The 23995-nt window shown below is 62.8% G+C and carries 24 protein-coding genes and 1 pseudogene; 18 read left to right on the top strand and 7 right to left on the bottom strand.

Translation table 11 applies throughout. The features are described 5' to 3' along the window. Positions 1 to 14: 14 nt before the first annotated feature. Complete coding sequence (locus HWX44_RS09190) at positions 15 to 1667, bottom strand: LCP family protein (RefSeq protein WP_254868158.1); 1653 nt, start codon at positions 1665 to 1667, stop codon at positions 15 to 17. A gap of 53 nt (positions 1668 to 1720) precedes the next feature. On the opposite strand from HWX44_RS09190, the gene HWX44_RS09185 reads away from it, so the two are divergent. The 3 genes from HWX44_RS09185 to HWX44_RS09175 all read left to right on the top strand — a co-directional run bounded on the left by HWX44_RS09185 (position 1721) and on the right by HWX44_RS09175 (position 4532). Then, positions 1721 to 2632, top strand: a complete 912-nt coding sequence (locus tag HWX44_RS09185; protein WP_175974378.1) for a glycosyltransferase family 2 protein — start codon at positions 1721 to 1723, stop codon at positions 2630 to 2632. A gap of 55 nt (positions 2633 to 2687) precedes the next feature. Beyond that, positions 2688 to 3782 carry a sugar phosphate nucleotidyltransferase gene (locus tag HWX44_RS09180; protein WP_049156050.1) on the top strand — a complete coding sequence of 365 codons (1095 nt, stop codon included), beginning with the start codon at positions 2688 to 2690 and terminating at the stop codon, positions 3780 to 3782. Between the two features lie 501 nt (positions 3783 to 4283). After that, the gene (locus tag HWX44_RS09175) at positions 4284 to 4532 is read left to right on the top strand and encodes a WhiB family transcriptional regulator (RefSeq protein ID WP_005528147.1); all 249 of its coding nucleotides are present in this window, start codon (positions 4284 to 4286) and stop codon (positions 4530 to 4532) included. Positions 4533 to 4629: 97 nt separating this feature from the next. On the opposite strand, the pseudogene HWX44_RS09170 reads toward HWX44_RS09175, so the two are convergent. Next, positions 4630 to 5089, bottom strand: a pseudogene (locus tag HWX44_RS09170) (metallopeptidase family protein). 138 nt (positions 5090 to 5227) lie between these two features. Here HWX44_RS09170 and HWX44_RS09165 point away from each other — a divergent pair. Further along, positions 5228 to 5623, top strand: coding sequence for a DUF3499 domain-containing protein (locus tag HWX44_RS09165; protein ID WP_029158935.1), 396 nt, complete (start codon positions 5228 to 5230; stop codon positions 5621 to 5623). 105 nt (positions 5624 to 5728) lie between these two features. Then, on the top strand, positions 5729 to 7096 hold the full coding sequence (locus HWX44_RS09160) for a phosphomannomutase/phosphoglucomutase (RefSeq protein ID WP_175974298.1): 1368 nt from the start codon (positions 5729 to 5731) through the stop codon (positions 7094 to 7096). Positions 7097 to 7227: 131 nt separating this feature from the next. On the opposite strand, the gene HWX44_RS09155 is transcribed toward HWX44_RS09160, so the two are convergent. Then, positions 7228 to 8580 (bottom strand): FAD-dependent oxidoreductase, encoded by a 1353-nt coding sequence (locus HWX44_RS09155; RefSeq protein ID WP_175974296.1) that lies wholly within the window; start codon positions 8578 to 8580, stop codon positions 7228 to 7230. 229 nt (positions 8581 to 8809) lie between these two features. On the opposite strand from HWX44_RS09155, the gene HWX44_RS09150 reads away from it, so the two are divergent. The 4 genes from HWX44_RS09150 to HWX44_RS09135 are packed head-to-tail and all read left to right on the top strand — an operon-like array spanning position 8810 to position 12423. Continuing rightward, on the top strand, positions 8810 to 10480 hold the full coding sequence (locus HWX44_RS09150; protein ID WP_175974294.1) for a nitrite/sulfite reductase: 1671 nt from the start codon (positions 8810 to 8812) through the stop codon (positions 10478 to 10480). After that, positions 10477 to 10731 (top strand): hypothetical protein, encoded by a 255-nt coding sequence (locus HWX44_RS09145; protein ID WP_070754060.1) that lies wholly within the window; start codon positions 10477 to 10479, stop codon positions 10729 to 10731. Before HWX44_RS09150 ends, HWX44_RS09145 begins: the two co-directional genes overlap by 4 nt. A gap of 11 nt (positions 10732 to 10742) precedes the next feature. Beyond that, the gene (locus tag HWX44_RS09140) at positions 10743 to 11435 is read left to right on the top strand and encodes a sirohydrochlorin chelatase (protein WP_175974292.1); all 693 of its coding nucleotides are present in this window, start codon (positions 10743 to 10745) and stop codon (positions 11433 to 11435) included. Continuing rightward, positions 11428 to 12423: a sulfite exporter TauE/SafE family protein gene (locus HWX44_RS09135; RefSeq protein ID WP_175974290.1), complete on the top strand. Its 996-nt coding sequence runs from the start codon at positions 11428 to 11430 to the stop codon at positions 12421 to 12423. Before HWX44_RS09140 ends, HWX44_RS09135 begins: the two co-directional genes overlap by 8 nt. A 9-nt stretch (positions 12424 to 12432) precedes the next feature. Here HWX44_RS09135 and cobA read toward each other — a convergent pair whose 3' ends face one another. Further along, positions 12433 to 13161, bottom strand: coding sequence for a uroporphyrinogen-III C-methyltransferase (cobA, locus tag HWX44_RS09130; protein ID WP_175974288.1), 729 nt, complete (start codon positions 13159 to 13161; stop codon positions 12433 to 12435). A 29-nt stretch (positions 13162 to 13190) separates the two neighbouring features. Between cobA and HWX44_RS09125 the strand changes: the two genes are divergently transcribed. Together HWX44_RS09125 and manA are read left to right on the top strand one after the other, a co-directional pair. Then, positions 13191 to 14144 (top strand): exopolyphosphatase, encoded by a 954-nt coding sequence (locus HWX44_RS09125; protein ID WP_254868155.1) that lies wholly within the window; start codon positions 13191 to 13193, stop codon positions 14142 to 14144. Positions 14145 to 14153: 9 nt separating this feature from the next. Next, on the top strand, positions 14154 to 15401 hold the full coding sequence (manA, locus tag HWX44_RS09120) for a mannose-6-phosphate isomerase, class I (RefSeq protein ID WP_175974284.1): 1248 nt from the start codon (positions 14154 to 14156) through the stop codon (positions 15399 to 15401). A gap of 49 nt (positions 15402 to 15450) precedes the next feature. Here manA and HWX44_RS13325 read toward each other — a convergent pair whose 3' ends face one another. After that, the gene (locus HWX44_RS13325) at positions 15451 to 15660 is read right to left on the bottom strand and encodes a hypothetical protein (RefSeq protein WP_254868154.1); all 210 of its coding nucleotides are present in this window, start codon (positions 15658 to 15660) and stop codon (positions 15451 to 15453) included. Next, a complete protein-coding gene (locus HWX44_RS09115) occupies positions 15624 to 16409 on the bottom strand; it encodes a DNA-directed RNA polymerase II (protein WP_254868153.1) in 786 nt (261 codons plus the stop codon). Before HWX44_RS09115 ends, HWX44_RS13325 begins: the two co-directional genes overlap by 37 nt. A 330-nt stretch (positions 16410 to 16739) precedes the next feature. Here HWX44_RS09115 and HWX44_RS09110 point away from each other — a divergent pair, with 330 nt between their 5' ends. From HWX44_RS09110 to hpf, 7 genes are all read left to right on the top strand, one after another. Next, positions 16740 to 17093: a DUF4259 domain-containing protein gene (locus HWX44_RS09110; protein ID WP_046647442.1), complete on the top strand. Its 354-nt coding sequence runs from the start codon at positions 16740 to 16742 to the stop codon at positions 17091 to 17093. Between the two features lie 9 nt (positions 17094 to 17102). Next, positions 17103 to 17723 carry a dTMP kinase gene (locus tag HWX44_RS09105; RefSeq protein WP_175974282.1) on the top strand — a complete coding sequence of 207 codons (621 nt, stop codon included), beginning with the start codon at positions 17103 to 17105 and terminating at the stop codon, positions 17721 to 17723. A 1-nt stretch (position 17724) separates the two neighbouring features. Continuing rightward, complete coding sequence (mtrA, locus tag HWX44_RS09100) at positions 17725 to 18411, top strand: MtrAB system response regulator MtrA (RefSeq protein WP_175974280.1); 687 nt, start codon at positions 17725 to 17727, stop codon at positions 18409 to 18411. A 69-nt stretch (positions 18412 to 18480) separates the two neighbouring features. Continuing rightward, entirely contained in the window at positions 18481 to 20154 is a 1674-nt protein-coding gene (gene mtrB, locus HWX44_RS09095) for an MtrAB system histidine kinase MtrB (RefSeq protein ID WP_303049255.1), read from the top strand. Next, positions 20151 to 21860 (top strand): MtrAB system accessory lipoprotein LpqB, encoded by a 1710-nt coding sequence (lpqB, locus tag HWX44_RS09090; protein WP_046647445.1) that lies wholly within the window; start codon positions 20151 to 20153, stop codon positions 21858 to 21860. The genes mtrB and lpqB overlap by 4 nt, the downstream gene beginning before the upstream one ends. A 34-nt stretch (positions 21861 to 21894) precedes the next feature. Next, positions 21895 to 22575 (top strand): ComF family protein, encoded by a 681-nt coding sequence (locus tag HWX44_RS13320; RefSeq protein WP_046647446.1) that lies wholly within the window; start codon positions 21895 to 21897, stop codon positions 22573 to 22575. A gap of 172 nt (positions 22576 to 22747) precedes the next feature. Continuing rightward, a complete protein-coding gene (hpf, locus tag HWX44_RS09080) occupies positions 22748 to 23386 on the top strand; it encodes a ribosome hibernation-promoting factor, HPF/YfiA family (RefSeq protein ID WP_046647448.1) in 639 nt (212 codons plus the stop codon). A 120-nt stretch (positions 23387 to 23506) separates the two neighbouring features. Here the strand turns inward: hpf and HWX44_RS09075 are convergent, their stop codons facing one another. Then, complete coding sequence (locus HWX44_RS09075) at positions 23507 to 23812, bottom strand: hypothetical protein (RefSeq protein WP_175974278.1); 306 nt, start codon at positions 23810 to 23812, stop codon at positions 23507 to 23509. Positions 23813 to 23995 lie beyond the last annotated feature (183 nt).

Below are 23995 nucleotides of genomic sequence, written 5' to 3'. Positions count from 1 at the left end.
CCGCCACGACGCTCTTAATTCACGCAGCGCGGGCCATCGCCGCCCGCGTCGATCTCAGGCGAAACCTCCGCGGTACCGAAGTCATCGCCTGGGGTACCTACCTGCTGAGTATCGCCGCCTTGGTCGGGCTCCGCAGCAGCCTCTTCTTCCTGCGCGGAGTCGTCCTTCGGACCGGAGTAGTCATCCGTAGCCACCACGATGAAGGTGTCCGGCTCGAGCTCCTCGTTGGCCGTGACCGGCAGGCCACCTAGCTGCTCGGCTAGGGCTAGAGCGCGCTCGTCGTTGGCATCTGCGGCAACAATCTGCGATTCGGTGTATAGACCCGACTGCGCGTTGGCGGTGCGCTCAACGGTGTAGCCCACGTTCTTCAACCAGGCGCCGATTCCACCGGCCATGCCGTCGACGGTGCCAGCGTTGAGGACGTGCAGGTTGAGGTCCTCCGCCACGGGTTTCTCGCCTTCCTCGGCAGCCTTGTCGGTGGCGGCGTCTTCGGACTTCTCGTCCTCCTCAGCCTTCTCCTGGGACTTGGCCAAATCATCCATGAAGCGGTGTACCTCCGCGGTATCGATGGTCACCACCGATTCGCCGTAGTCGCCCACGCCGGTAATGGAGGTCACCGGGATCGTTGTAAACGTCACGTTGCCGCCGGCTAGCCCGGCCAGCTGGGTGACAAAGCCCATGATGTCCCAACCGTCGTCGATGACTACGGAGCGCTCAACGGCATCAGCAATCTTGTTGAGCTTGCCCGGAGAGGTCAACGTGCCCGAATCCAGCACCTTCGACGTCAGCGATGCCATGTAGGCCTGCTGGCGCACGATGCGGTCAAGGTCACCGCGCGGTAGCTCGTAGCGCTGCCGCACGAAGGACAGGCCCTCGGAGCCCTGCAAGGTTTGGCGCCCAGCCGGGAATTTGGCGCCCGACATCGGATCATCGACGGCGTCGTTGAGGCAGACGTCGACGCCCCCGACGGCGTCGGTAAGCAGCACGAAGCCCAAGAGGCCCACCTCAGCATAGTGGTCGACGTTGACATCGGTGAGCTTGTGCACCATCGAAATGAGACCAGCGCGGCCGGCCTCGGTGCTCTCCTTCTCCATCTCCTTTTCGGTGTGGGGCGGCTTCTCACCAGCTGCTTCGGCTTCCGCGTTTTCCTGTTGCAGCTGTTCCATCTTGTCTGCTTTGTGCAGCGCAAAGACGGCGTTGATTTTGGTGTTTCCGAAGTCCTCGTCGTGGACGTAGGTGTCGCGCGGGATGGATACTGCAGTAGCTCGCGAGCCATCATTGGGGATGCGGATCACCATGATGGTGTCGGTGTTTTCCTCGCCCTCATCCACACCGGCATGCAGGTCCGCCAGCTCCTGCTCGGAAAGCGGATTCCCCTTGGCATCGGTGCGCGAGTCCTTGCCCACGAGCAAGATATCGACCGCGCCATCGATGCCGTTGTCCTTAAAACCGCCCTGATTGCCGAGTGCCAGATTGGAGGCGGAGGAGATGTCATTTCCCAGCTTGCCCACGGTGAAGTAACCCACGCCGGAGAGCACGAGGACCACTGCGGATAGGAAGGCGACGACGGCCTTGAGTGGCGTCGATCCTCGTTGGGCGGTGGGCGCGGACTGCGAGGGCGCGGCCTGAATGTGGCGGGCGGCGCGCGGGGAATTCGGGGAAGTCACGGGACTAGTTTAAGTGAGCACGCTGCAAAACCGTGAAGCAGTGTCGCGGGCGCGTGCGCACGCCGGCGTTGGGTACTCTCAAGAGCATCGTGAAGAATTTACAGAAACCCCTGGCCGTGGTCACGGTGACCTTTTCGCCTGGCCGCTACCTCAGCGACTTCCTGGAGTCGCTGCGCTTGGCGACGTCCCTTCCTACCCTCACCGTTCTCGCCGACAATGGCTCAACCGATGGGGTGCCGGAAGCCGCCGCGCGGGAGCATGATGACGTGGAATTCCTCGATACTGGAGGAAACATCGGCTACGGCGCTGGAATGAATGCCGGCGCACGCTTCGCCCGTGCGCACGGCGTCGATGACGAGTTCTTCCTCATCGCCAACCCGGATGTGACCTTCAGTGAGGGTTCCCTCGATGAGCTGATTGCGTGCGCGCGCCGCCACCCGGATGCCGCGGCGGTAGGCCCGCGCATCGTGGAGCCGGATGGTAGCAACTACCCCTCGGCGCGCGCCGTACCGACGCTGCTCACGGGTATCGGCCACGCGCTGTTCGGAACTATTTGGCCGTCCAATCCGTGGTCGCGCGCCTATCGCGATGACGCCGATATGAACAGCGAGCGCCCGGCAGGTTGGCTGTCTGGATCCTGCCTTCTGGTGCGGTGGGAGGCCTTCGAGCAGATTGGTGGCTTTGATGAGCGCTACTTCATGTATTTGGAGGACGTGGACTTAGGGGACCGCTTCACTCGCGCCGGCTGGCGCAACATCCTGTGCCCGACGGCGGTGATTACCCACGCTAAGGGTCACTCGACGAAAGCGCATCGTGGCGCGATGCTGCGCGCCCACCACGATTCGGCTTACCGCTTCCAGGCGGATAGGCACCCGCACTGGTACCAGGCGCCGCTGCGCGCGGCCTTGTGGTTGGGGCTGCGGGTGCGCGGGCTGATTTTAAGCGCGTGCCGCGACGGCTCCTGAGTCAGGCGCGCCTATACACTAACGGTGACTTATCTGAAAGAGATTAAGGAACGATATGACTGAATCAGCGCCCCAGTGGGGATCGACGGCCGATGCCGTCATTCTGGTGGGAGGTCGCGGCACCCGCCTGCGCCCGCTGACGATTGGCACGCCGAAGCCGATGTTGCCCACGGCCAACTACCCATTCCTCCAGCACCTGCTCGCCCGTATCAAGGAAGCCGGGATTGAGCACGTGGTGCTCTCCACTTCTTATAAGGCGGAGGTCTTTGAGGAGTACTTCGGGGATGGCTCCGATCTGGGCCTGGAAATTGAGTACGTGGTGGAGGAGACCGCGCTGGGTACCGGCGGCGGTATCCGCAACGTCTATGACAAGCTGCGCCAGGACACGGTCATGGTGTTCAACGGCGACGTTTTGTCCGGCATGGATCTCAACGGCATCCTCGATACGCATCATTCCAAGGACGCCGACGTGACGATGCACCTGCTTAACGTTGCTGATCCCCGTGCCTTTGGCTGCGTTCCTACCGATTCCGAGGGCCGAGTAACGGCCTTCTTGGAAAAGACCGAGGATCCGCCGACGAACCAGATCAACGCCGGTTGCTACGTGTTCAAGAAGGATGTCATCGAGACGATTCCGGCTGGCCGCGTGGTCTCCGTGGAGCGCGAGACCTTCCCGCAGCTGCTGGAGTCCGGCCGCCTGGTGGTAGGCCACGTGGATAACTCCTACTGGCGCGATATGGGCCGCCCGGATGATTTCGTCCGCGGCTCCTCCGACTTGGTGCGCGGTATCGCGCATTCGCCGCTGTTGGTGGGGCGCACGGGTGAGTCTGTCGTGGATGAGTCTGCGGGTATCGCCGGTGGCGTACTGCTGCTGTCCGGCACGGCCGTGGGCCGCGGTTCCGTGATTGGGGCGGGCTGCCGCTTGGACGGCACAGTGGTCTTCGATGGCGTCACTATCGAGCCGGGCGCCATCATTAACAACTCCATCATTGCCTCGGGCGCGCACATTGGTGCCAACGCGCACATCGACAACTGCGTCATCGGCGAAGGTGCCACCATCGGCGCGCGTTGCGAGCTGCAGGGCGGCATGCGCGTCTTCCCAGGTGTCAGCATTCCGGACGCCGGCGTGCGTTTTAGCTCGGATGCCTAAACACCTCAGCTAGCTGGGGCAAAGCCAGGGGATAGACACAGGTCTTGGCGCTGGGAAGTTATCTTCCCGGCGCCTCTTTTCATGCCGTGACGCATGGTTTTTATGGTGCGAATGAGATCCATGAGTTTTGCCCGACTGGGTGGCGACACGCCGAACAAACCTTGGAATTGTTCACAGGATCGGGGGTGGCCACTACATGTAGTACCCCCGATGATCACCCCTTAACTAGGAGATCTGTGACTGATGTGAAAGTTGAGGATGCTGTACAGCGTTTTCGCTGGAGCCCAACAAAAATCTTCCGCGACAGGTTGACGATATTTAGTGATCCGGTGTGAAATGACATCAGTGTAATCAACGGCACGGCGGGCGTGGCACCGAGAAATTGTTTCGGTGTAGGGTCGGTGCCACTGAATCAAGAGAGAAACGACCTCGGAGAAAGGAAGCGGCGTGGACAATACAACGAATAACAGCGCTATTCTCCGTGGCGGTGCTGCTGCAGAGATGTCGCTCGATGAACTCTTTGGTGCCGTCGAGCAGGAGTGGCAAGACCAGGCGCTGTGCGCCCAGACGGACCCGGAAGCCTTCTTCCCCGAAAAGGGCGGATCGACGCGCGAGGCCAAGCGTATTTGCCAGGCCTGTGCAGTGCGGGATGAATGCCTCGAATATGCCTTGGAGCACGATGAGCGCTTTGGAATTTGGGGCGGCTTGTCAGACCGTGAGCGCCGCCGATTAAAGCGTGAGATCGGTTAAGCGCAGCGGATCTAGTAGTGCAGCGTCATCGCTCCCCCTTATCGTTTGGGCCCTCAGCCCCAGCGGTGAGGGGGAGCGATGGGTTTTCAGGAGTGGTTTACCAGGTAAAGCGCGGATCGATGTCTCCGGGATCGACGTTCAGGTAATTGGCCACTAGTGCGGTAAGCACGGTCGATAGCAGTTCCTCGCGCTCCTGTGCCGACTGCACGCGCTCCTCAATGGGCATGCGGAAAATGACCAGGCGGGCGCGCGTAGGCTGACCGGCGGAATCCACGCCCGCAGGCACGATGCGCCCTAGTGGAACGGGGCCGTCGGCGATGATCTCATCCGGCATGACCGTCATGTCTACCGACAGGCGCATCCGGGGCACGGTATCAACGGCAAGGTCGAGCCCGGTGAGCTGTTCAGCAAAGGCGTTATGGATGGCATAGCCCGGCGCGCCATCGAGGCGCTCGGCGCTGCTGCGATAGCGCGGCGTGTTGTGTGGCAGCAGCGGCTCACGCACCGCGGCCGTGGCGGTGGCGGGCCGGGCGGATATGCGGGCGGGGCGTGCTCATGCGGCTTAGTTTAGGCCGGGCTGAAGGAGGGTTGTGTCGAGGCGCCGCGTTGGACTATCTAAATCTCAAGTTAGGGTTTAGACTTGGGCGCGTGACTAGCTCTCGCCATTGCTCCCGCCCCGGCTGCGGCCGTCCGCCGTGGCGACGTTGACCTATGCCTACGCGCAGCAAACCGCCGTCGTGGGCCCACTGTCCGAAGAAACCGATCCCCACGCTTGGGACCTGTGTGAAAAACACAGCGCCCGCATCACCGCCCCGCAAGGTTGGGAGATGGTGCGTGTTGACCGCATCGAGCTTGATGAGGATGACGACCTCACAGCGCTCGCCGAAGCCGTTCGGGAGGCCGGGCGAGTGACCACTGGCCTGGTGGATGATTCCACGGCCGGCTCCGGTGCCGATCCCATTGACTACTCCGCTACCTTCGACGGCGCCGATCCGCGGAACTCGAATCACCCCGTGTTCCGCACACGCCGCGTCCACGACGCCCGCCAGCGCCGCCGCGCACACCTGACGGTGGTGCCGGACGCCGAGTAATCGGTCGGAGACTGATTAACCCGTCGGACATTAACTAGCTCGTTAGTTGAGTTTTAGCCCGTCGGACGCGGATTACCGCGTCCGACGCGGGTATGCTTGTGGGCTATGCGAACTCGTGAACAGCTCAATGCAGTGATCAAGGCCTATGACGTCCGTGGCGTCGTGGGCGAGGATATCGATGACGCCCTCGTGCGCGATACCGGCGCGGCCTTCGCCGCCATCCTCCGTGAAGAAGGGGAGACCACCGTGGCGGTAGGCCACGATATGCGACCGTCCTCCCCGCAGCTGGCCGCCGCTTTTGCGGAGGGCGCTGCCGCGCAGGGCCTCAATGTCATCCAGCTCGGCCTGACGTCGACCGATGAGCTGTATTTTGCTGCTGGCCACCTGAATTGTGCGGGCGCTATGTTCACCGCCTCCCACAACCCAGCTAAGTACAACGGCATCAAGCTGTGCCGCGCGGGTGCTGTTCCGGTGGGCCAGGAGACCGGCCTGGAGCAGATTAAGGACATGCTGATCGACGGCACCCCGGCCTTCGACGGCGAGCCAGGCACCGTGACTGAGCGCGAGGTGCTCGGCGATTATGCTGCCTTCCTGCGCGGCTTGGTGCCGCTGGAGAATTCTCGCCCGCTCGTCGTCGCGGTGGATGCCGCAAACGGCATGGGTGGCCACACTGTCCCGGCGGTCTTTGAGGGGCTGCCTTTCGACGTGCGTGACCTCTACTTTGAGCTGGATGGTACCTTCCCTAACCACGAGGCCAACCCGCTGGATCCGAAGAACCTGGTGGACCTGCAGAAGTTCACCGTTGAGCAGAAGGCGGACATCGGCCTTGCTTTCGACGGTGATGCCGACCGCTGCTTCGTGGTGGACGAGAAGGGCCAGCCGGTGCCGCCGTCCGCCATCTGTGCGCTGGTGGCGGAGCGCTACCTGGACAAGTTCCCCGGTGCCACCGTCATCCATAACCTGATTACTTCGAAGACGGTTCCGGAGCTCATCGCGGAGAAGGGCGGCAAGGCCGTTCGTACCCGCGTGGGCCACTCCTTCATCAAGGCCCAGATGGCCAAGGAGAAGGCGGTCTTTGGTGGCGAGCACTCCGCTCACTACTACTTCCAGGAGTTCTGGAATGCGGACTCCGGCATGCTCGCCGCCATGCACGTATTGGCGGCCCTGGGTGAGCAGGACAAGCCGTTGAGCGAACTGATGGCGCAGTACTCACGCTATGAGGCCTCGGGTGAGATCAACTCCACCGTGGAGGATCAGAAGGCTACAACGCAGCGCGTGCTCGATGAGTTGGCGGACAAGATTGAGTCCGTCGACGAGCTCGATGGCGTGACCGTACAGCTGAAGGGCACCGACGCGTGGTTCAACGTCCGCGCCTCCAACACCGAGCCGTTGCTGCGCCTCAACGTTGAGGCCAAGACCGCTGACGAGGTACAGGCCATCGTCGACGAGGTGCTCGCTATCATCCGCGCCTAGCGTGTGAAGGCACGTGCCTTCACACTAATTCCTTGAAGAAAAACTGCCCTATCTGACGATTCTCCCCGCGTTCATTGCGGTGGGAGCGATAACTTCGTCAGATAGGGCAGTTTTAATTGGGACGAGCCGGCTTAGCCGCGCGAGTGGTTGACCATCTCTTCCCACTCGACGAACTTCTTGCGCTCGCGGCCCTCGGCCTCACCCAGTGCACGCTCGGCGGCGTCAAGCTTCTTCCAGCCCTCCCAGGTCAGGTGCTCCAGGCCCTTGGACTCGAAGAGCTCGACGATGTCCTCGTCACGGGAGTGGGAGAGGTTGCCTGCTTCGGCGTCGGCAAGCAGCATGCCGATGGTCTCCGTGGCATCGGATTTGGTGTTGCCGATAAGCCCCACCGGGCCGCGCTTGATCCAGCCGGTGGTGTACAGGCCCGGCACGACCTCACCGTCGAGGTCAACCACGTGGCCGCCGTCGTTGTTGATGACGTTCTTCTGCTCGTTGAAGGGGACACCCTCAATGGCATCGGAGCGGTAGCCCACAGCCAGGTAGACGGCCTGAGCCGGCCACTCGGTGAACTTGCCGGTGCCGGAGACGGAACCATCGCCGTTGAGTGCGGTGCGCTCGGTCTTCACGGCAGTCACCTTGCCGTTTTCGCCGATGAACTCCACCGGCTGCTCGAAGAGGTGGATCTGCAGGGTGTGCGGGGCGTCCTTCGGCTCGCGGATGGCGTAGCCTTCCAGGGTCTGGCACACCAGGTCGCAGGACTTGGCCTCTTCGCGGGCCTTGAGGGAGGCCTCGTCGTAGTCGATGTCCTCCGGGTCCACCACCACGTTGATGGTCGGGGAGTGGTCGAGCTCCTTGAGCTCCAGTGGAGTGAACTTGGCCTGTGCCGGACCGCGGCGGCCAAAGACGCGCACGGTGGTGGCCTGGTTCTTGGCCAGGGACTCGTAGACGTTATCGGGGATTTCCGTGGCTTCCTTAAGCTCATCGCCGGTCTTGGCCAGGATGCGGGCCACGTCGAGGCCCACATTGCCCACGCCGATCACTGCGACGTCGGTGGCGGAGAGGTCCCAGGAGCGCTCGAAGCGCGGGTTGCCGTCGTAGAAGCCAACGAACTCGCCCGCACCATGGATGCCCTCGAGGTCGGAGCCTGGGATCTGCATGCCCAAGTCACCAACGGCGCCAGTGGCGAAGACGATGGCATCGTAATACTCCTCGAGTTCGGAGACTGTGACATCGCGGCCCACGGTGATGTTGGACAGAAGGCGGATCTGGTCGGTGTCAAGCACGCGGTGCAGGGAGTTAATGATTCCCTTAATGCGCGGGTGGTCCGGAGCCACGCCGTAGCGGATGAGCCCGAAGGGGGCTGGCATCTGCTCGATGAGATCGATCTGAACGTTGCCGGCGGTCTTCTTCACCAGGATGTCGGAGGCGTAGATGCCGGCTGGGCCGGCGCCGATGACGGCTACTTTCAGGGGCTGCTGGGTCATGATGGCCTTTCGGAATGTTGTAGTAACTAACGAAAGCTTAGGTCTAAACAAGCGTGGGTTTCATTGAACCGGCTTGTCTGCTGTAGGGCAACTGGGCCTAATTACATTCGGAGAACATTGTGGCATAAACCCAGCGTGCTTTGCATATTCGGGAGAAAATAAAAAAGACCGCTTTGTCTGTTTTGGCTAGACCGGTAGGTTTTCACTAACCGACGGAAGGCAGCAGATTATGACCACCGCGACGAAGCGACCAGCCCGCGCAAAGAAGCCAGAAGGCCAGTGGAAGATTGATGGCACCGCGCCGCTGAACTCCGACGAGGAGATTAAGCAGGCCGACGATGCCCTGGCCGTGCGCCAGCGCGTTATCGATATCTATTCCAAGCAGGGCTTTTCCTCCATCCTCGCCGAGGATCTTGCCCCGCGCTTTAAATGGTTGGGCTTGTACACCCAGCGCAACCAGAACCTTGGCGGCGAGATGACCTCCAAACTCAGTAACGCCGAGTTGCAGGATGAGTACTTCATGATGCGCGTGCGCTTCGACGGCGGCCGCGCCGATCCCGCCAAGTTGCGTGCCGTAGGAGAGATTTCGCGCGACTATGCGCGCTCCACCGCGGACTTTACGGACCGTCAGAACATCCAGCTGCACTGGATTCAGATTGAGGATGTCCCCGCCATTTGGGAGAAACTGCGCTCTGTGGGGCTAGATACTCTGCTGGGTTGCGGCGACGTCCCCCGTGTCATCCTGGGCTCACCGGTAGCGGGAGTGGCCGCCGACGAAATTATCGATGCCACCCCGGCCATTGAGGAGATCAAGAATGATTACCTCTTGCGCGATGAATTCCATAACCTTCCGCGTAAGTTCAAGTCCGCCATCTCCGGCAACGCCCGCCAAGACGTCACCCACGAAATCCAGGACGTTGCTTTCGTGGGCACGAATCACCCTGAGTACGGGCCCGGCTTCGATTGCTTTGTCGGCGGAGGCCTGTCGACCAACCCGATGCTTTCGCAGTCCCTCGGCGCATGGATTCCGCTCGAGCGCGTGCCGGAGGTATGGGCCGGTGTGGCGCGCATCTTCCGCGACTATGGCTTCCGCCGCAACCGCAACCGCGCGCGCCTTAAGTTCCTCGTAGCGCAGTGGGGCATCGAGAAGTTCCGAAAGGTATTGGAAGAGGAATACCTCGACGCGCCGCTTCTCGACGGCCTCCCGCTCCCCATCACACCCGGCAACCGCGATCATGTGGGCGTGCACCGCCAGCAGGATGGCAAGTTCTACGTCGGCGTCAAACCCACCGTGGGGCATGCCACTGGTGAGCAGCTCATTGCCATCGCCGACGTGGCTGAGAAGTTCGGCATCAGTCGCATTCGCACGACACCGATGAAGGAGCTGCTCTTCCTCGACGTGGAAGAAGCGGATATCCCCGCCCTGTCCCGTGCCTTGGATGAGACGGGCCTGTACTCCCAACCTTCGGAGTTCCGCCGCGGCGTCATCTCCTGCACCGGGCTGGAATTTTGTAAGCTCGCCCACGTGACCACCAAGGCCCGCGCCATCGAGCTCGTCGACATACTGGAAGATACCCTTGGTGACCTCGACGTCCCGCTGTCCATCGCCCTCAACGGCTGCCCTAATGCCTGCGCACGCTCGCAGGTAGCGGATATCGGTCTTAAGGGGCAGATCGTCACCGACGCAGACGGCAACCGTGTCGAGGGCTTCCAGGTCCACCTCGGCGGCGCCCTCGGCCTATCCCCGGACTGGGGCCGCAAGCTGCGCGGACACAAGGTGGTGGCGGATGAGGTTCCGGACTATGTCATTCGCTTGGTCAACAAGTACAAGGAACAGCGCGAAGACGGCGAACAGTTCCGCCACTGGGTCCTGCGCGCGGACGAGGAGGACCTGCAGTGAATTTTCGCCGTCAGCCCAACCCGAACCGTAACCACCCAGCCTTTTGTCCCTACTGTGCCGGGACAAACCTATTTCCCGATGAGGAAGATGATTTTGCCTGGAAGTGCGAGGAGTGCCTCCGCATCTTTTCCGTACGCTTCCACGGCCAGGACGATGCCCCCGTAGCGCCTGCGCCGGCGGTCTCCTCCACGGAGGCGCTGCAGCGCTCTCTCGCTCGCCGCGGCCACTCCACCGCGAAAGCTCACACTTGAGGAAACACACCATGACCGCCCCGACCGCTACTACTGCTTTACTAACCCTGTCACACGGCTCACGCCACCCCGAGGCCGCAGCGAACGTTATGGCCCTGACCCACGCCGCTGGCGAGCTAGCCGGGGTGCCGGCTACCGCCGCACACTTGGAATTCAATGACCCGCCGCTCGATGAGGCGGCGCGCAGCCTAGCAGCGCAAGGGGTACGCGAGGCGGTCGTTGTGCCTTTGCTCTTCACCGAGGGTTACCACCAGCGCATCGACGTTCCTGAAGCATTAGCCCAGGCTTCTGCGGCATCTGGAGTGCGCCTTCACCAAGCCCGTGGACTCGGTACCGGTGAGGACATGGCGCGTCTGCTGGCTGAGCGCGTCCCGGAGGGGACAGATACCGTCGTGCTCTATTCTGTCGGCTCCTCTGATGAGCGTGCCAACGCCGCCGTTGCTGATCTAGCGCGTCGTGTCGGTGAGCTTGCCGGTTGCACAGCGAAGGTTGCCTATGCCACGCGTGGTGAGCGCCAGCCCGTTGGCGTGGACGGAAATCAGGAAGTCGTCGTGCCACTCTTTGTGAGCCCGGGGCTGCTCTTAGATCGCCTCGACGAGGATGCAGGGCGCAGCGATGGGGAGACTCGGCAGATTCTCCCTCCGCTGGGTGAGGCACTCGCCGGCATTGTCTCCCACCGTTATGCGGAGGTGGCCCATGCGTAGCCTCATTCTCATCGCGGTTGCGGGTGCTGCCGCGCAGCTTGTCGACGGTGGCATCGGCATGGGCTTTGGTGTTACCTCCACCACCATCCTGTTGCTGGCGGGGTTGGGGCCCGCGACGGCCTCCGCCGTGGTGCACGCCTCGGAGCTGGGTACCACCTTGGTCTCCGGAATTAGCCACTGGCGTTTTGGCAACGTGCATTGGCCTACGGTGCTCAAGCTCGGTGTGCCGGGAGGCCTGTCAGCCTTCATCGGAGCGACGGTTCTGTCTAACCTCTCTCTCGAAGCTGCCGCGCCCGTAACGTCTGCGATTCTCGTGGTCCTAGGCATCAACCTCGTCTGGCGCTTCTCGCGCCCACGGAGCCGCACACCGAAGGAGACTCGACAGCACTCCACTCCTCTTCTCGCGGGGCTCGGCCTGGTGGGAGGCTTTGTCGATGCTTCGGGCGGCGGTGGCTGGGGCCCGATTTCCACCTCGACGCTCATGGCGGTCGGCCGGGAGCAGCCGCGGCGCATCGTCGGCACGGTCAACACCGCAGAATTCCTCGTTACTTTTGGCGCCACGGCGGGCTTCATCGTTGGCCTCTGGGAGGAGATCGTGGCTAACGCTGCGGCGGTCGTAGCGTTGCTTATCGGCGGGGTGATCACCGCACCGATTGCAGCCTGGCTTATCTCGCGCATCAACCCCACGCTCCTTGGGGGATTCGTGGGCACGGCTATCGTGACGCTGAATATTCCTAGGGCCCTAGGGTGGGCGCTGGCGCATCAGCAGATCCTTCTTTTGCAGGTCGCTGCGCTGGTCCTCGGAGTTGCTCTCACGGTCTGGGCGAATCAACGCCGGGCTCGATCCGCGCAGGGCGCGGAGGGGGATAGCGCTTCGCAGGAGCGCACCAGCAGCCGTGTCGTTGAAACGACGGAGCCGACCGGCCGCGAGGGCGCCCATGCGGGAAGCTCCGCGGATTCGGAGGACGAGCGCGTCGGAGTGGACTAGAGCTCGGGGCTAGAGCCCAGCAACCTCGCCGATGACGATGACCGCCGGGGGAGCCACCGAGTTCTCCTCCATGGTTGCGCCTAGCTCGGCGAGCTCGCAGTGGAAGGCCCGCTCACCATCGAGGGAGCCTTCCTGAATGATGCGCACGGGGGTGTGGGGGGAGAGGGAGGCGTCGATCAGCGCGGCGGCGATGGCAGCTGCGTTCTTGACGCCCATGATGACGGACAAGGTAGCCCCGGAACGTGCCAGTGCTGCCCAATCCACCAAGGACTTGGGGTGGCCTGGCGGCAGGTGCCCGGAGACCACAGTGAAGGCGTGCACAACCCCACGGTGGGTCACCGGCGTTCCCGCCAGTGCGGGTACCGCGACCGCCGAGGTCACCCCGGGGACGACCTCCACCGGGATGCCTGCCGCAGTGAGTGCAGTGAGCTCTTCGAAGCCGCGCCCGAACACATAAGGATCCCCACCTTTGAGGCGGACCACGCGGCGCCCCTGGCGGGCGTTGTCAACCAGAATCTCGTTGATGCGCTCCTGGGCTACTTGGGCGCGGTAGGGGATCTTGGAGACGTCGATAAGCTCCTTGGCGTCAATATCGCACAGCTTATCCAGCTGGGCGGTGGGGCCGAGGTGATCGGCCACGATGACCTCGGCTTCCTGCAGCGCCCGCATGCCGCGCACGGTGATGAGATCCCACGCGCCAGGGCCGCCGCCGACAAGGACTACCGGATGAATGCTCATGGAGGCTCATCCTAGCTATGCTCGGGCCTATGACTTCCTATGACCCCGAGTCCGTGAGCTTCTTCGACATCGCCCACGAAGGCGCGCAAGCTCGCGTGGTGGCCGCCGCCGTACCGGAGCTGGCTCGCGTGCTGGGTGGGCTGCGCCCGCGCAGTATCGTCGTCCTTGCCGCTGACCAGGTTTCCCGCGCAGCCGCTCACGTTGCTGTGGGCTTAGCCGAGCCCGCCGAAGTCCCCATCATGGTCAGCGAGTCACTACCGCGCTTTACCGGTGCCCTCGACGTCGTGGTGGTGGCGGGAGATAGCCCATGGGCGGAGCGCGCGCTGCATACCGCTGCGCGCCGGGGTGCGACGACCGTCCTCCTCAACGAGATCGAGGACGCCCCCGAGGACACCATCGTCATCGACAACCTGCCCACCGCCGAAGGGGTCTCCCCGGTGCGCGCCATCGCGGCATTGCATGCAGTGCACGCGGTGCTCAGTGAAGACCCGGTACTCGTCTCCCGCCGGCTGGAGGATGTCGCCGATGCCGTGGACCGCGAGCTGGAAGCACTGTCCCCGCAGCGCGATTCCACGACGAACCCTGGCCGCGCGCTGCGTGAGTTCGTGGACGGCGGCCGGGTTATCCACAGCAGCGGGCCCGATCCCTATGCGCTGTCAGAAGAGCGCACGCGCGTACACCTCGGCGCGCTTGTTGCTCGCATGGCCGGCGCGTTGTGGGCGGCCCACGGTCTGGGCGGGACCGTTGTTGATGCGGAAGGCTTAGGGCCAATCTTGCAGACCGCTCCGACGGATATCTTTTATGACCCGTTTGAATCGGAAGACCCTTTGGTACCCTTGAGAGTTGTTTTATGGGGACAGGAAGAGGCGAACCTTCCCCATTCTTTCGCAGCGGCGAGCGCCGACACCTCCTGTGGGGAATTGGCCCGCGCGCTGCAGCTGATTACGCGCAGTTATGCCGCGACCGCCTACGACGTGAAATAGAGGAAGTCAATGAAGTTGCTCACCAGTGCAGCCCGCAATTACTCGTGGGGCTCACGCACGCTGATTCCGACGCTGCTCGGCGAGCCGGAGGCTCAAAGCCCGGTTGCTGAGCTGTGGTTTGGTGCGCACCCGGCGGATCCTTCAACGATTGAGGGAGAAAAGCTGGATGAGATCATCGCCGCGGATCCACAAGGACAACTGGGGAAGCGGGTAGCGGATACATACGGCGCCAGCTTGCCCTTCCTGTTGAAGATCCTGGCGGCGGCCGAGCCGTTGTCGCTGCAGGCGCACCCGTCTAAGCAACAGGCCGAGGAAGGCTTTGCTCGCGAGAACGCGGAGGGTATCGAACTCACAGCGGCCAATCGCAACTACAAGGATGACAACCACAAGCCGGAGCTCATCGTGGCACTCACAGAGTTTTACGCCATGGCGGGCTTCCGCCCCCTCTCGCAGACCCGCAGCCTCTTCGCGGCTTTGGACTGCGAAGAGCTCGCGCACTACGAGGGCATGCTCGATCCGGACCCCGCTGCCGAAGGCGACAGCCTCCGCGCGCTGTTTACCACGTGGATCACTATCCCCAGCGCTAAGCGCAAGGAGCTTATCAGCGCGGTGGTAGCCGCGGGTGAGCACCTGCGCGAAAGCCAAGCTGGTGAACCGTGGATGTCTACCGTGATGGGGACCGTGTCGAAGATCAACGAGCAATACCCGGGGGACATCGGCGTGCTGGGCGCGCTGCTGCTGAACCACATCGTCCTGCAGCCGGGTGAGGCGATCTACCTCGACGCCGGACAGCTGCATGCCTATGTGTCTGGTCTGGGCGTGGAGATCATGGCCAACTCCGATAACGTGCTGCGCGGCGGCCTGACCCCGAAGTTCGTTGACGTTCCTGAGCTGGTCAAGGTCCTGACGTACCAGGCGGCGGAGGATCCGCGAGTGGAGCAAATAGCGCACGCAGACGCAGCTGGAAAGGAAGCAACGGGCAGTATTACGGGGGCCACGGCGTGGGCCTACCCGGTGCCGATTGAGGAATTCTTGCTGGACCGCGTGGAGCTTTCCGCTGCGGACTCCGCCGAGGTAGACAGCGACGGCCCGATGATCCTGCTGTGCACCGCTGGCGCGGCCACGGTGAGCAACGACGAGGGGGAGAGCGTGGACTTCAGCGCTGGCCACGCGGCATGGATTCCAGCCAGCGACCCAGCCGCCACGATCCGTGCCGCGGAGACCGAAGGCGCGGAGGTATTTGTCGCTCGCGTCTAGAGCTTAAAGGTGCACCTTTTAAGGTGCACCGCTTCTAGAATGCAACGCTTTAAGGATGCACCGCTGCTGGTTCGGCGGCGGGTTCCATGGGGTTCTCGCCCGGCTTAACGGCGGTGGGGGTTTCTGCGGACGGTTCCTCCGCGGCGGGGACGTCATCCGTTGGGGCTGCCGGGGTGGGGGCCTCATTGGTCCGGTGCGCCTCGGATTCACGCGCCAGCGACTCTAGCGCTCGTTGCCGTGCTGGGCAGACTCGTCCCACTGCTTTCGCTCTGCTTCGGTCGGCTCCCGGTGTTCCGTCACGAAGTCAGGCTCTGCCGCAGGCTTCGGTGCTTCTTGGGCGAGCCCGGCCGGCCGCGGGATGAAGGAATCAGAAGCCTTAGGGGAGTCCTCGCCCTGCGGGGATATAGGGGCCTCGGTGGGTTGCTGCTCGGTCAACTGGGGGTTGTGCTCGCGTTCCCCGCGGGATTCCTGTGGGGCCGAATCCTGCGGTGCGGCAGTCTGCGGCTCCAGGGTGGCCGGCGGTGGCGTTGACTCGGTGTGCTGCGGGGTAGAGCCAGGTGCCACGGATTCGGAGGCCGTAGACGGGTCAGTCGAGGGAGCTGTCGCTGGGGTGGTAGCAACCGGTGCCGGCGGGTTCTGCACGTTCTGTGTCGCCTGCGGTTGCTGGTTCTGCAGCGAGGAGACGTTATCCGGGCGGTAGACGGCCGTGGGGCCAGCGGGCTCCGTGTTGTTGACAACGGCGTTCGGCGCTAAGTACGGATCCTCTGCCGGTGCAGCAACCGGCGTGTGCGAGTCCTTCGACTGGGTGGTCGTCGGAGAAGCCGTGGTGGTGTAGGAGTGCGTCGCTGATGAGGACGTGGTGGCTGTGCTGGACACCGCGGTGGCGGCCGAGGGCTTAGCCACGACGGATTCGGGTGCGCTCATGCGCCACACCGCGACGCCCACGGCGACGGCACACAGGAGGCCGGCCGCCACGAAGGCGAGGATGCGGCGTGAACTGCTCGTCATGCGGGGCGCTCTCCTAACTGCACAAAGGTCACAAGTCGGTAACAACGATAGCACGAATATAGGGATAGTAAATGGCCTGGGCAATAACCCCTGTTCATAATTCTTTCTACGATGCAGGCAGGTCGGCGTTACGGAGAACTGTGGCGCAGCTGTAATAAACGGGCTCATTGGCCGAAGCCTTGCATAAGGGCGCCTAAAGAATGGTAGAAATTGGATTAGATAGCGGCTGGCGGTGGGCGCGCCCCACGACGCCACACTGACCCACCGTGGACACAAGAAAATAGACCCCAACATAAACCCCCTATTCGCGTAAAAGATGAAGGAGAAACAATGAGCTCATGGGATGAGGACATCTTCGCCGACGAAGTCAACGTCGACTTCTTGGATGAACTGGCAGACCTTGAGGACGAAGAGATCGTTGCCGCGGTCGATGATGCCTGCGCCCTGGCGGTCTCCGGTGAGGATCAGACCGAGGACGAGCAACGCAACGCGCTGGCGGCGGCCACGATCGCCGCGATTTGGGCGGGCGCCCCGTTCAGTGCCGGGGAGGTCGTTGAGGACTACCCGTTCATTCGTGATCTGGCCGGTTCCGGTAGCGAGAACCTCAACGAGCACGCCCTCGAGCTGCTCGAAGGCGTCGAGGAGGACTACGACCTCGAGCCCTTCATCGAGGCGCTGTCCTAGTACGCCAGCATGCTGATCAGTATTGAAGGAATCGATGGTGCGGGAAAGAACACCATCACCCGGCGCCTGCGGGAAGAGCTTGCTTGTGAGGTTTCGGTCTTAAGCTTCCCGCGCTACGAAGACTCCGTGCACGCGCAGCTCGCACAGGAGGCGCTCTATGGGCGCATGGGAGATCTCACCGATTCGGCTTACGGGATGGCCACTCTCTTCGCCCTGGATCGGTGGGGCGCTAAGGAACAGCTGCTCGCCGCCGCCGAATCCACAGACTCCTTGCTCATCCTGGATCGCTACGTGGCATCGAACGCGGCCTACTCCGCCGCAAGGGTGGGCGGGGAGCTCATCGTTGACTGGGTCTACGAGCTCGAATTCGAGCGTTTTGGCCTTCCCATTCCGCAGTTGCAGATCTTCTTGGACACCGACGTCGAAGTCGCCGGCCAACGCGCCGTGGCCCGCGCGGCGGAGGATGAGGGGCGCCATCGCGATCGCTATGAGCGGGATGCGGGGCTGCAGGCCCGCACGGCCGCTGCTTACCGTCGTCTAGCGCAGCAGCAGTGGGCTGGGCAGTGGATCGCCACCGCGGATGCCGATATGATTATCCAAGCTGTCAAAGAGCTTGTAGGAGAACAATAACGTGGCACCAAAAATCTTGGTCGTGGATGATGACCCGGCAATCGCCGAAATGCTCACCATCGTGCTCGAGGCAGAGGGGCTGGAACCTATTGCCGTCAACGATGGTAACGAGGCCATCCCAGCCTTCCGTGAGCACGACCCAGATCTGATCCTGTTGGATCTCATGCTGCCGGGCATGAACGGCGTCGATATTTGCCGTGCCATCCGCACCGAGTCCTCCGTGCCCATCGTCATGCTCACGGCGAAGACGGACACCGTCGACGTGGTCCTCGGCCTCGAATCGGGGGCGGATGACTACATCACCAAGCCCTTCAAGCCCAAGGAACTCATTGCCCGCATCCGTGCGCGCCTGCGCCGGATCGACGGGGGCTCGGGAGAGGTCATCGAGGTAGGGGACCTGCTTATCGACGTTCCCGAGCACACCGTCACCCGCAAGGGCGGCGAAGAAATCTCGTTGACCCCGCTGGAGTTCGACCTCCTTTTGGAAATGGCCCGCAAGCCCGGGCAGGTCCACACCCGTGAGGCGTTGCTCGAATCCGTTTGGGGTTACCGCCATGCCTCGGAGACTCGCCTCGTCAACGTGCACGTTCAGCGCTTGCGCGCCAAGATTGAGCACGATCCGGAGGATCCCCACATCGTCCTCACCGTGCGCGGTGTGGGGTACAAGACTGGAAAATCCGCCGAGTAAAGGACTGCCGCTATTTTTGGTTGGTTAGGGCGAGCCCGGGATGGCATCGTCGAGCGCTGGCGTACGTCCCTGCAGACACGCGTGCTGGGCATGATGCTGGTGGCCTCCACGGTGGTCATGATCATCCTGGCCTACGCTCTGGTGTCGGTGCTTACGCAGCAGCTGGTGAGCCAGAAAGAGGACACCGCGCTGCAAGAGCTTGACCGCGCCCGCGTAGCCGTGGAGCAACAGATTGATGCGACAGGAACGGCTAACTCAACGCAGGTGCGCATCAACTCCGCACGCGCCGCACTGGGGCAGATGTCGGCACAGCAACCCGATGCTCAGGCCGTGTACGAACCGGTTATCCTCGTGGAAAACTCCGACGGCACGGCCACCACCTCGCCGGAGGGCTACCGCATCCCCGATGGCATGCGCGAGCTCGTCGGTCAGGGCCAAGTCGTGCAGCAATACGCCACGGTGGACCAGCAGTCGGGGGCAACATATAACGCGCTGATGGTGGGCACGCCCATTGAAAGCGATATCCCGAATACCCAGGTCTACCTCGTGCTCTCCATGGAGTCTGAGGAATCGACGATGGCGCTCATGCGCGGATTGCTCTCTGCTGCTGGAGTGGTCGTCGTGGTCCTCCTCGTGGGCATCGCGTGGCTGGCTACCCAGCAGGTGATCGTGCCGATTCGCTCTGCTTCCCGCATCGCGCAGCGCTTTGCCGCCGGCCACCTGCGTGAGCGCATGGTGGTCAACTCGGATGATGAGATGGGCCGCCTTGCCTCCTCCTTCAACGACATGGCGGATAAGCTCTCCAAGCAAATCGCCCAGCTGGAGGAGTATGGCGATCTCCAGCGGCAGTTCACCTCCGACGTGTCGCACGAGTTGCGCACGCCGCTAACCACGGTGCGCATGGCGGCGGATGTCATCGCGGAGGACGCGGATGAGTTCAACCCTTATACCAAGCGCTCGGCGGAGCTGCTTATCAAGGAGCTGGATCGCTTCGAGGACCTGCTGGCGGATCTGTTGGAAATCTCTCGCCACGATGCGGGCGTGGCGGATCTGTCCACGGCCTCTATCGAGATTCGTTCCTGCGTAGACTCCGCGCTGAGTCAGGTGGAACGCCTTGCCGCCGAGCTCGGTGTGGAGGTCATCGTCCATGTTCCGGAGGAACCCGTGGCCGTCGAATGCGATTCACGGCGTGTCGAGCGCATCCTGCGCAACCTGCTCGCGAATGCCATCGACCATTCTGAGGGAAACCCCGTCACCGTGGATATCGGGGCGACGGACGACGCCGTCGGCATCGCCGTCACCGACTCCGGTGTCGGCCTCAAGGAGGGCCAGGAGGAGTTGGTGTTCAACCGATTCTGGCGCGCGGACTCTTCCCGTAAACGCCATTCTGGCGGAACCGGTCTCGGCCTCGCCATCGCCCGCGAAGATGCGGTGCTGCACGGCGGTACGTTGGACGCTATTGGCTACTTCGGCGTGGGCTCGCGCTTCCGCCTTATCCTGCCCCGCACACCAGACCAGAAGGTAGAGTCCGAGCCCATCGCTTTGGAGGTCCCAGGTGCACCGGAGCAGGTCGAGGCAGAAGAACAATCCGCGCTCGAGTTGACCTCGGAGCCGGACATGCCTGTGTTGAAAGGTGATTCGGACACAGGAATCGTGTGGCCTTCAGAGCGCGAATCCCGTGGCGTGGACACGCCTTTCAATCACAACACCGTTCCTGATTTCGAGGAGGAGGCCCAGCGATGATGCCGGCCCGCCGCCCACTCGCAGTGTTCAGCTGCGTTGCGCTCATAGCCCTCGTCGGGTGCTCGACCTTGCCGAACAACACGGATCCGCAAGTGATCGGGACTTTCGAACCGCATGACCGGGCAGACGATGCTGTCGTCGAACCGCGTACAGATAGCGAGCCTGATCTCCTCGTGCGTGACTTCTATTCGGCGGTGGCGATTCCCACCGGTAACTACGCCGCCGCCCGCACCTTCCTTTCGACGAATATAGCTAATTCCTGGGACCCCACGGATACCGTTCTGGTGGTGGATTCCATCGATCTCGTGACGTCCAATATGGAAGACGGCGACCTGGAATACTCGGTCCGCGGCAATATTATTGGCCGTTTGGCCAATGGCGGGGCTTATGTCCCCGATAATTCGCGCATCGAAGCAACCGTCCGACTGCGCCAGTTCAATGGGCAATGGCGCATCACGGATTTGCCCACTGGTGCTGTGATTGAGCGCACCGAACTGCGCAACCGCTACCGGCCGCAGTCGCTGTACTTTTTCGATACAACCCAACGCCTGCTGGTGGCGGACCGTCGTTGGCTCTATTCGGGGAAGGAGTCAATCGCCTCGGAGCTAGTGACCCTGCTGCTGCAGGGGCCGTCCTCCGATATCGCGCCGGCGACGTCCACCTTAAGCCCCAAGGACGCTACCTTCTTGGGAATCAACGATGGCGTCTACGAGTTCAGCGGGATGGCAGGAATGACCCAGGAGGAGCGCCTCAAGTTCGCCGCCCAGTTGGTCTGGACCCTCAACAACGCAGAGATCACGAATTCAGTGCGCGCCACCATCGATGGCAGCCCGCTTGTCGACGGCATGGAGGAAATGACCATCGATGACTTTGCCGAGTTCAACCCAGAGGTGGCTGCCCAGTCCGTGCCTAAGCTCTACGCGGTCAATGACGGCTCACTCCTCGAGGTTAAAGGTGAAGGCAGCACCGAGGTGCAGGGAATGGCCGGGCAGATTCACGATATCCAGTCCGCGGACGTCTCCGATGAGGGCATGGTCGCCGCGGTACGCAAGCGCTCTGAGAAGGAGTCACAGCTGGCGATGGGCGAGCTCGGCCACGAGCTCAAGGATTCGGTCAAGGGTGAAACTTTAGCCCGCCCCACCTTCGAGGTGGGAGGACAGGTGGCGTGGACCGTCGTCGACGGCAAGCACGTGGTCCGCGTGACACGCTCGCCGGCCACCGGCGAGCTGAGCACCGCGGAGGTGGACACCTCCGCATTAGAGAACGTGGAAGGCGAAATCTCCGTCATCCGGCTGTCCCTGACGGGAGCGCGTATCGCCATGATTATCGATGGCAGCATTTATACCGGTGTGGTTGCCCGCGCGACGTCGGGTGAGCGGCGCATCGTCAACGTTCACCAGGTGGGCCCAGAGCTGGCCGGCTCTGCTTTGTCGGTGGAGTGGCAGACAGACGGCTCCCTGCTCGTGGGTACCTCGGCGTCGAGCTCTCCGGTGTGGCGCATCGAGCAAGACGGATCTTCGGCCACCACACTGCCCACCGGAAATATCACCGCACCCGTGGTCGCGGTGGCCTCTTCGCCGTCGACGCTTTATGTCACCGATGCGCATGCGCTGCTGCAGCTTCCCGCGGGTGGATCCGAGCGTTCTTATTGGCGTGAGGTCGAAGGCCTGCAGGGAGTGCGTTCCTCTCCGATCATCGCGCGCTAGAGGACAGCTCAGGAGTCAGGCTAGAGTAGGGCGCATGCCGAAACATCGGGGGATAGGGGAGGCCACCGCCGCGCTCGTGGAGCTGTTCCTACCGCGCCCGTGCGCCGGGTGCGGGGGCGAGACCTCTGCGGGTGGGGTGCTGTGCGCAGCCTGCCAGCACCACCTGCGGCAGATACCGCGCCGCGTGGAACGTCCCCAGCCATTAGGTTTTCCGGCGTGGGCGCTCGGACCGTATTCCGATACCCGCCGCGGGGTCATCATCGCGATGAAGGAACGCGGACACCAGGCGGTGCGCGCGCATTTGGGCGCGGTGCTTGCCGCTGGCATCGACTACCTGCGTGCTCGCGGCGACATTCCGGAGACCGCGCTGTTGGTTCCCGCCCCGACACGAGCGTCGTCGGCCCGCAAGCGTGGTGGTGATCCGGTGGCCGCGCTGTGCCGGGCGGCGTCTGCTCGGCTTCCTGGTTGGGACGTGGTTAATGCCTTGATGACGGTCGAAGGCAGTGCGGATCAGTCGCAGCTCAACGCCGCGGAGCGCACAGACAATATGCGCAGTGCCGTGCGGTTGCTGCCGTCCGCCCGGATGTTGGCGGGGCGCAGCGTGCTGCTTGTCGACGACGTCATCACGACCGGCGCGACACTCCGCGCCAGCGCCGCTCGCGTGTGGGCCGTCGGGGGTGACGTGGCGGGGGCGATTGCCCTGGCAGACGCGTAGGGTGGAGCGACATCAAGCCTCTGTAGAGGGGGCCAGTGAACCCGTTGGTTATGACCAGTGGTAGCATGAGGGGTGTCACAGGGAAGCGGACACTAAGCCCCGAATCACAGGCTTGAATAAGGTCCGCAGAATGTGCAGTCATTCAGTCCCCACGAGTAAAGGGAGGCATTACATGTCCCAGCAGACCAACGCTCAGGTCACCATCACCGGTCGTAACGTGGAGGTTCCGGAGCACTTCCAGGAACGTGTCACTGAAAAGCTAGCCAAGATCGAGCGCCTTGATCCGACCCTGACCTTCTTCCACGTGGAGCTGCAGCACGAGCCGAACCCGCGCCGCGAGTCTGAGGCAGAGCGCCTGCAGATTACCGCTACCGGCAAAGGGCACATCGCCCGCGCTGAGGCTAAGGAAGATTCGTTCTACGCGGCACTCGAGACCGCTCTGGGCAAGATGGAGCGCTCCCTGCGCAAGGTAAAGGTGCGCCGCGAGAACGTGAAGTCCGGCCACCGCGCTCAGAAGGGTACCGGTCAGATTGCTGCCGAGCTGGTCGCCGAGGCTGAAGCGGCTAAGCCGGGTAAGGAAGAACGCTACATCGATCCGTACGCAGAGACGGTCGAGGACGTTCGCCCGGGCCAGGTTGTGCGCTTCAAGGAGCACCCGGCTACCCCGATGTCCGTGGATGATGCACTCAGCGAGATGGAGCTGGTCGGCCACGACTTCTACCTCTTCATCAACGAGGAGAACAACAAGCCGTCCGTGGTCTACCGCCGCCACGCCTTCGACTACGGCCTTATCTCCCTGACGGACGCTTAAGGGCTAAGCGTCCTAAGGGCTAAGTATTAAGCCCTTCGGGAAAATTATCCCGGCTACAACACGTTTCCCCGCGCTGAACATGCAGCGCGGGGAAACGTGTTTTCGTTTATCGCGACGCAGCTATATTCCGAATTGGCTGGACAGGTGCACTTCGGCCTCAGCTAGCTTTTGCAGTGGCAGCATGAGCAAGGCCACCGGGGTGACCAGAATCAGATCCAGTCCGAAGTTTTCGGTGGGATGCGACCCCGGGCGGTGGGAAGTGGCGACGGCATCCATGGTTCCGGTCATGATCGCGTTATAGGTCCACATGGCGCTACCACCGCGCGGCGCTTCGGAATCATCAGCCACGGCGGCGGGGGCGGTTATGGTGCTCAAAGCTAGGGCTGCGGAGGTAGCGGTAGCTACGGCAATCTTGGAGAACTGCATAGTCATTCCTTTTCTGTCTCGCTCTGCGTCCGGGTGAGTTAGGGAACTTCGGGTTGGGGAAGTGGGCGCCCTTGTCGCGCCCTTACATAAACCTTCGTTGTGAGGCGCGCAACTGTTAGCAGTTGGCTGCGGCGCACAGCTCTTTGGACGACTAGCTCTTCGGTTCTGAGAAAACACAGGATG

Origin of the sequence: Corynebacterium sp. Marseille-Q2823 (assembly GCF_903645345.1) — a bacterium.
In the GTDB taxonomy this organism is placed as follows: domain Bacteria; phylum Actinomycetota; class Actinomycetes; order Mycobacteriales; family Mycobacteriaceae; genus Corynebacterium; species Corynebacterium hiratae.
Note: the sequence above shows the minus strand (reverse complement) of the source record. Positions and strands in the feature narration are given on the sequence as shown.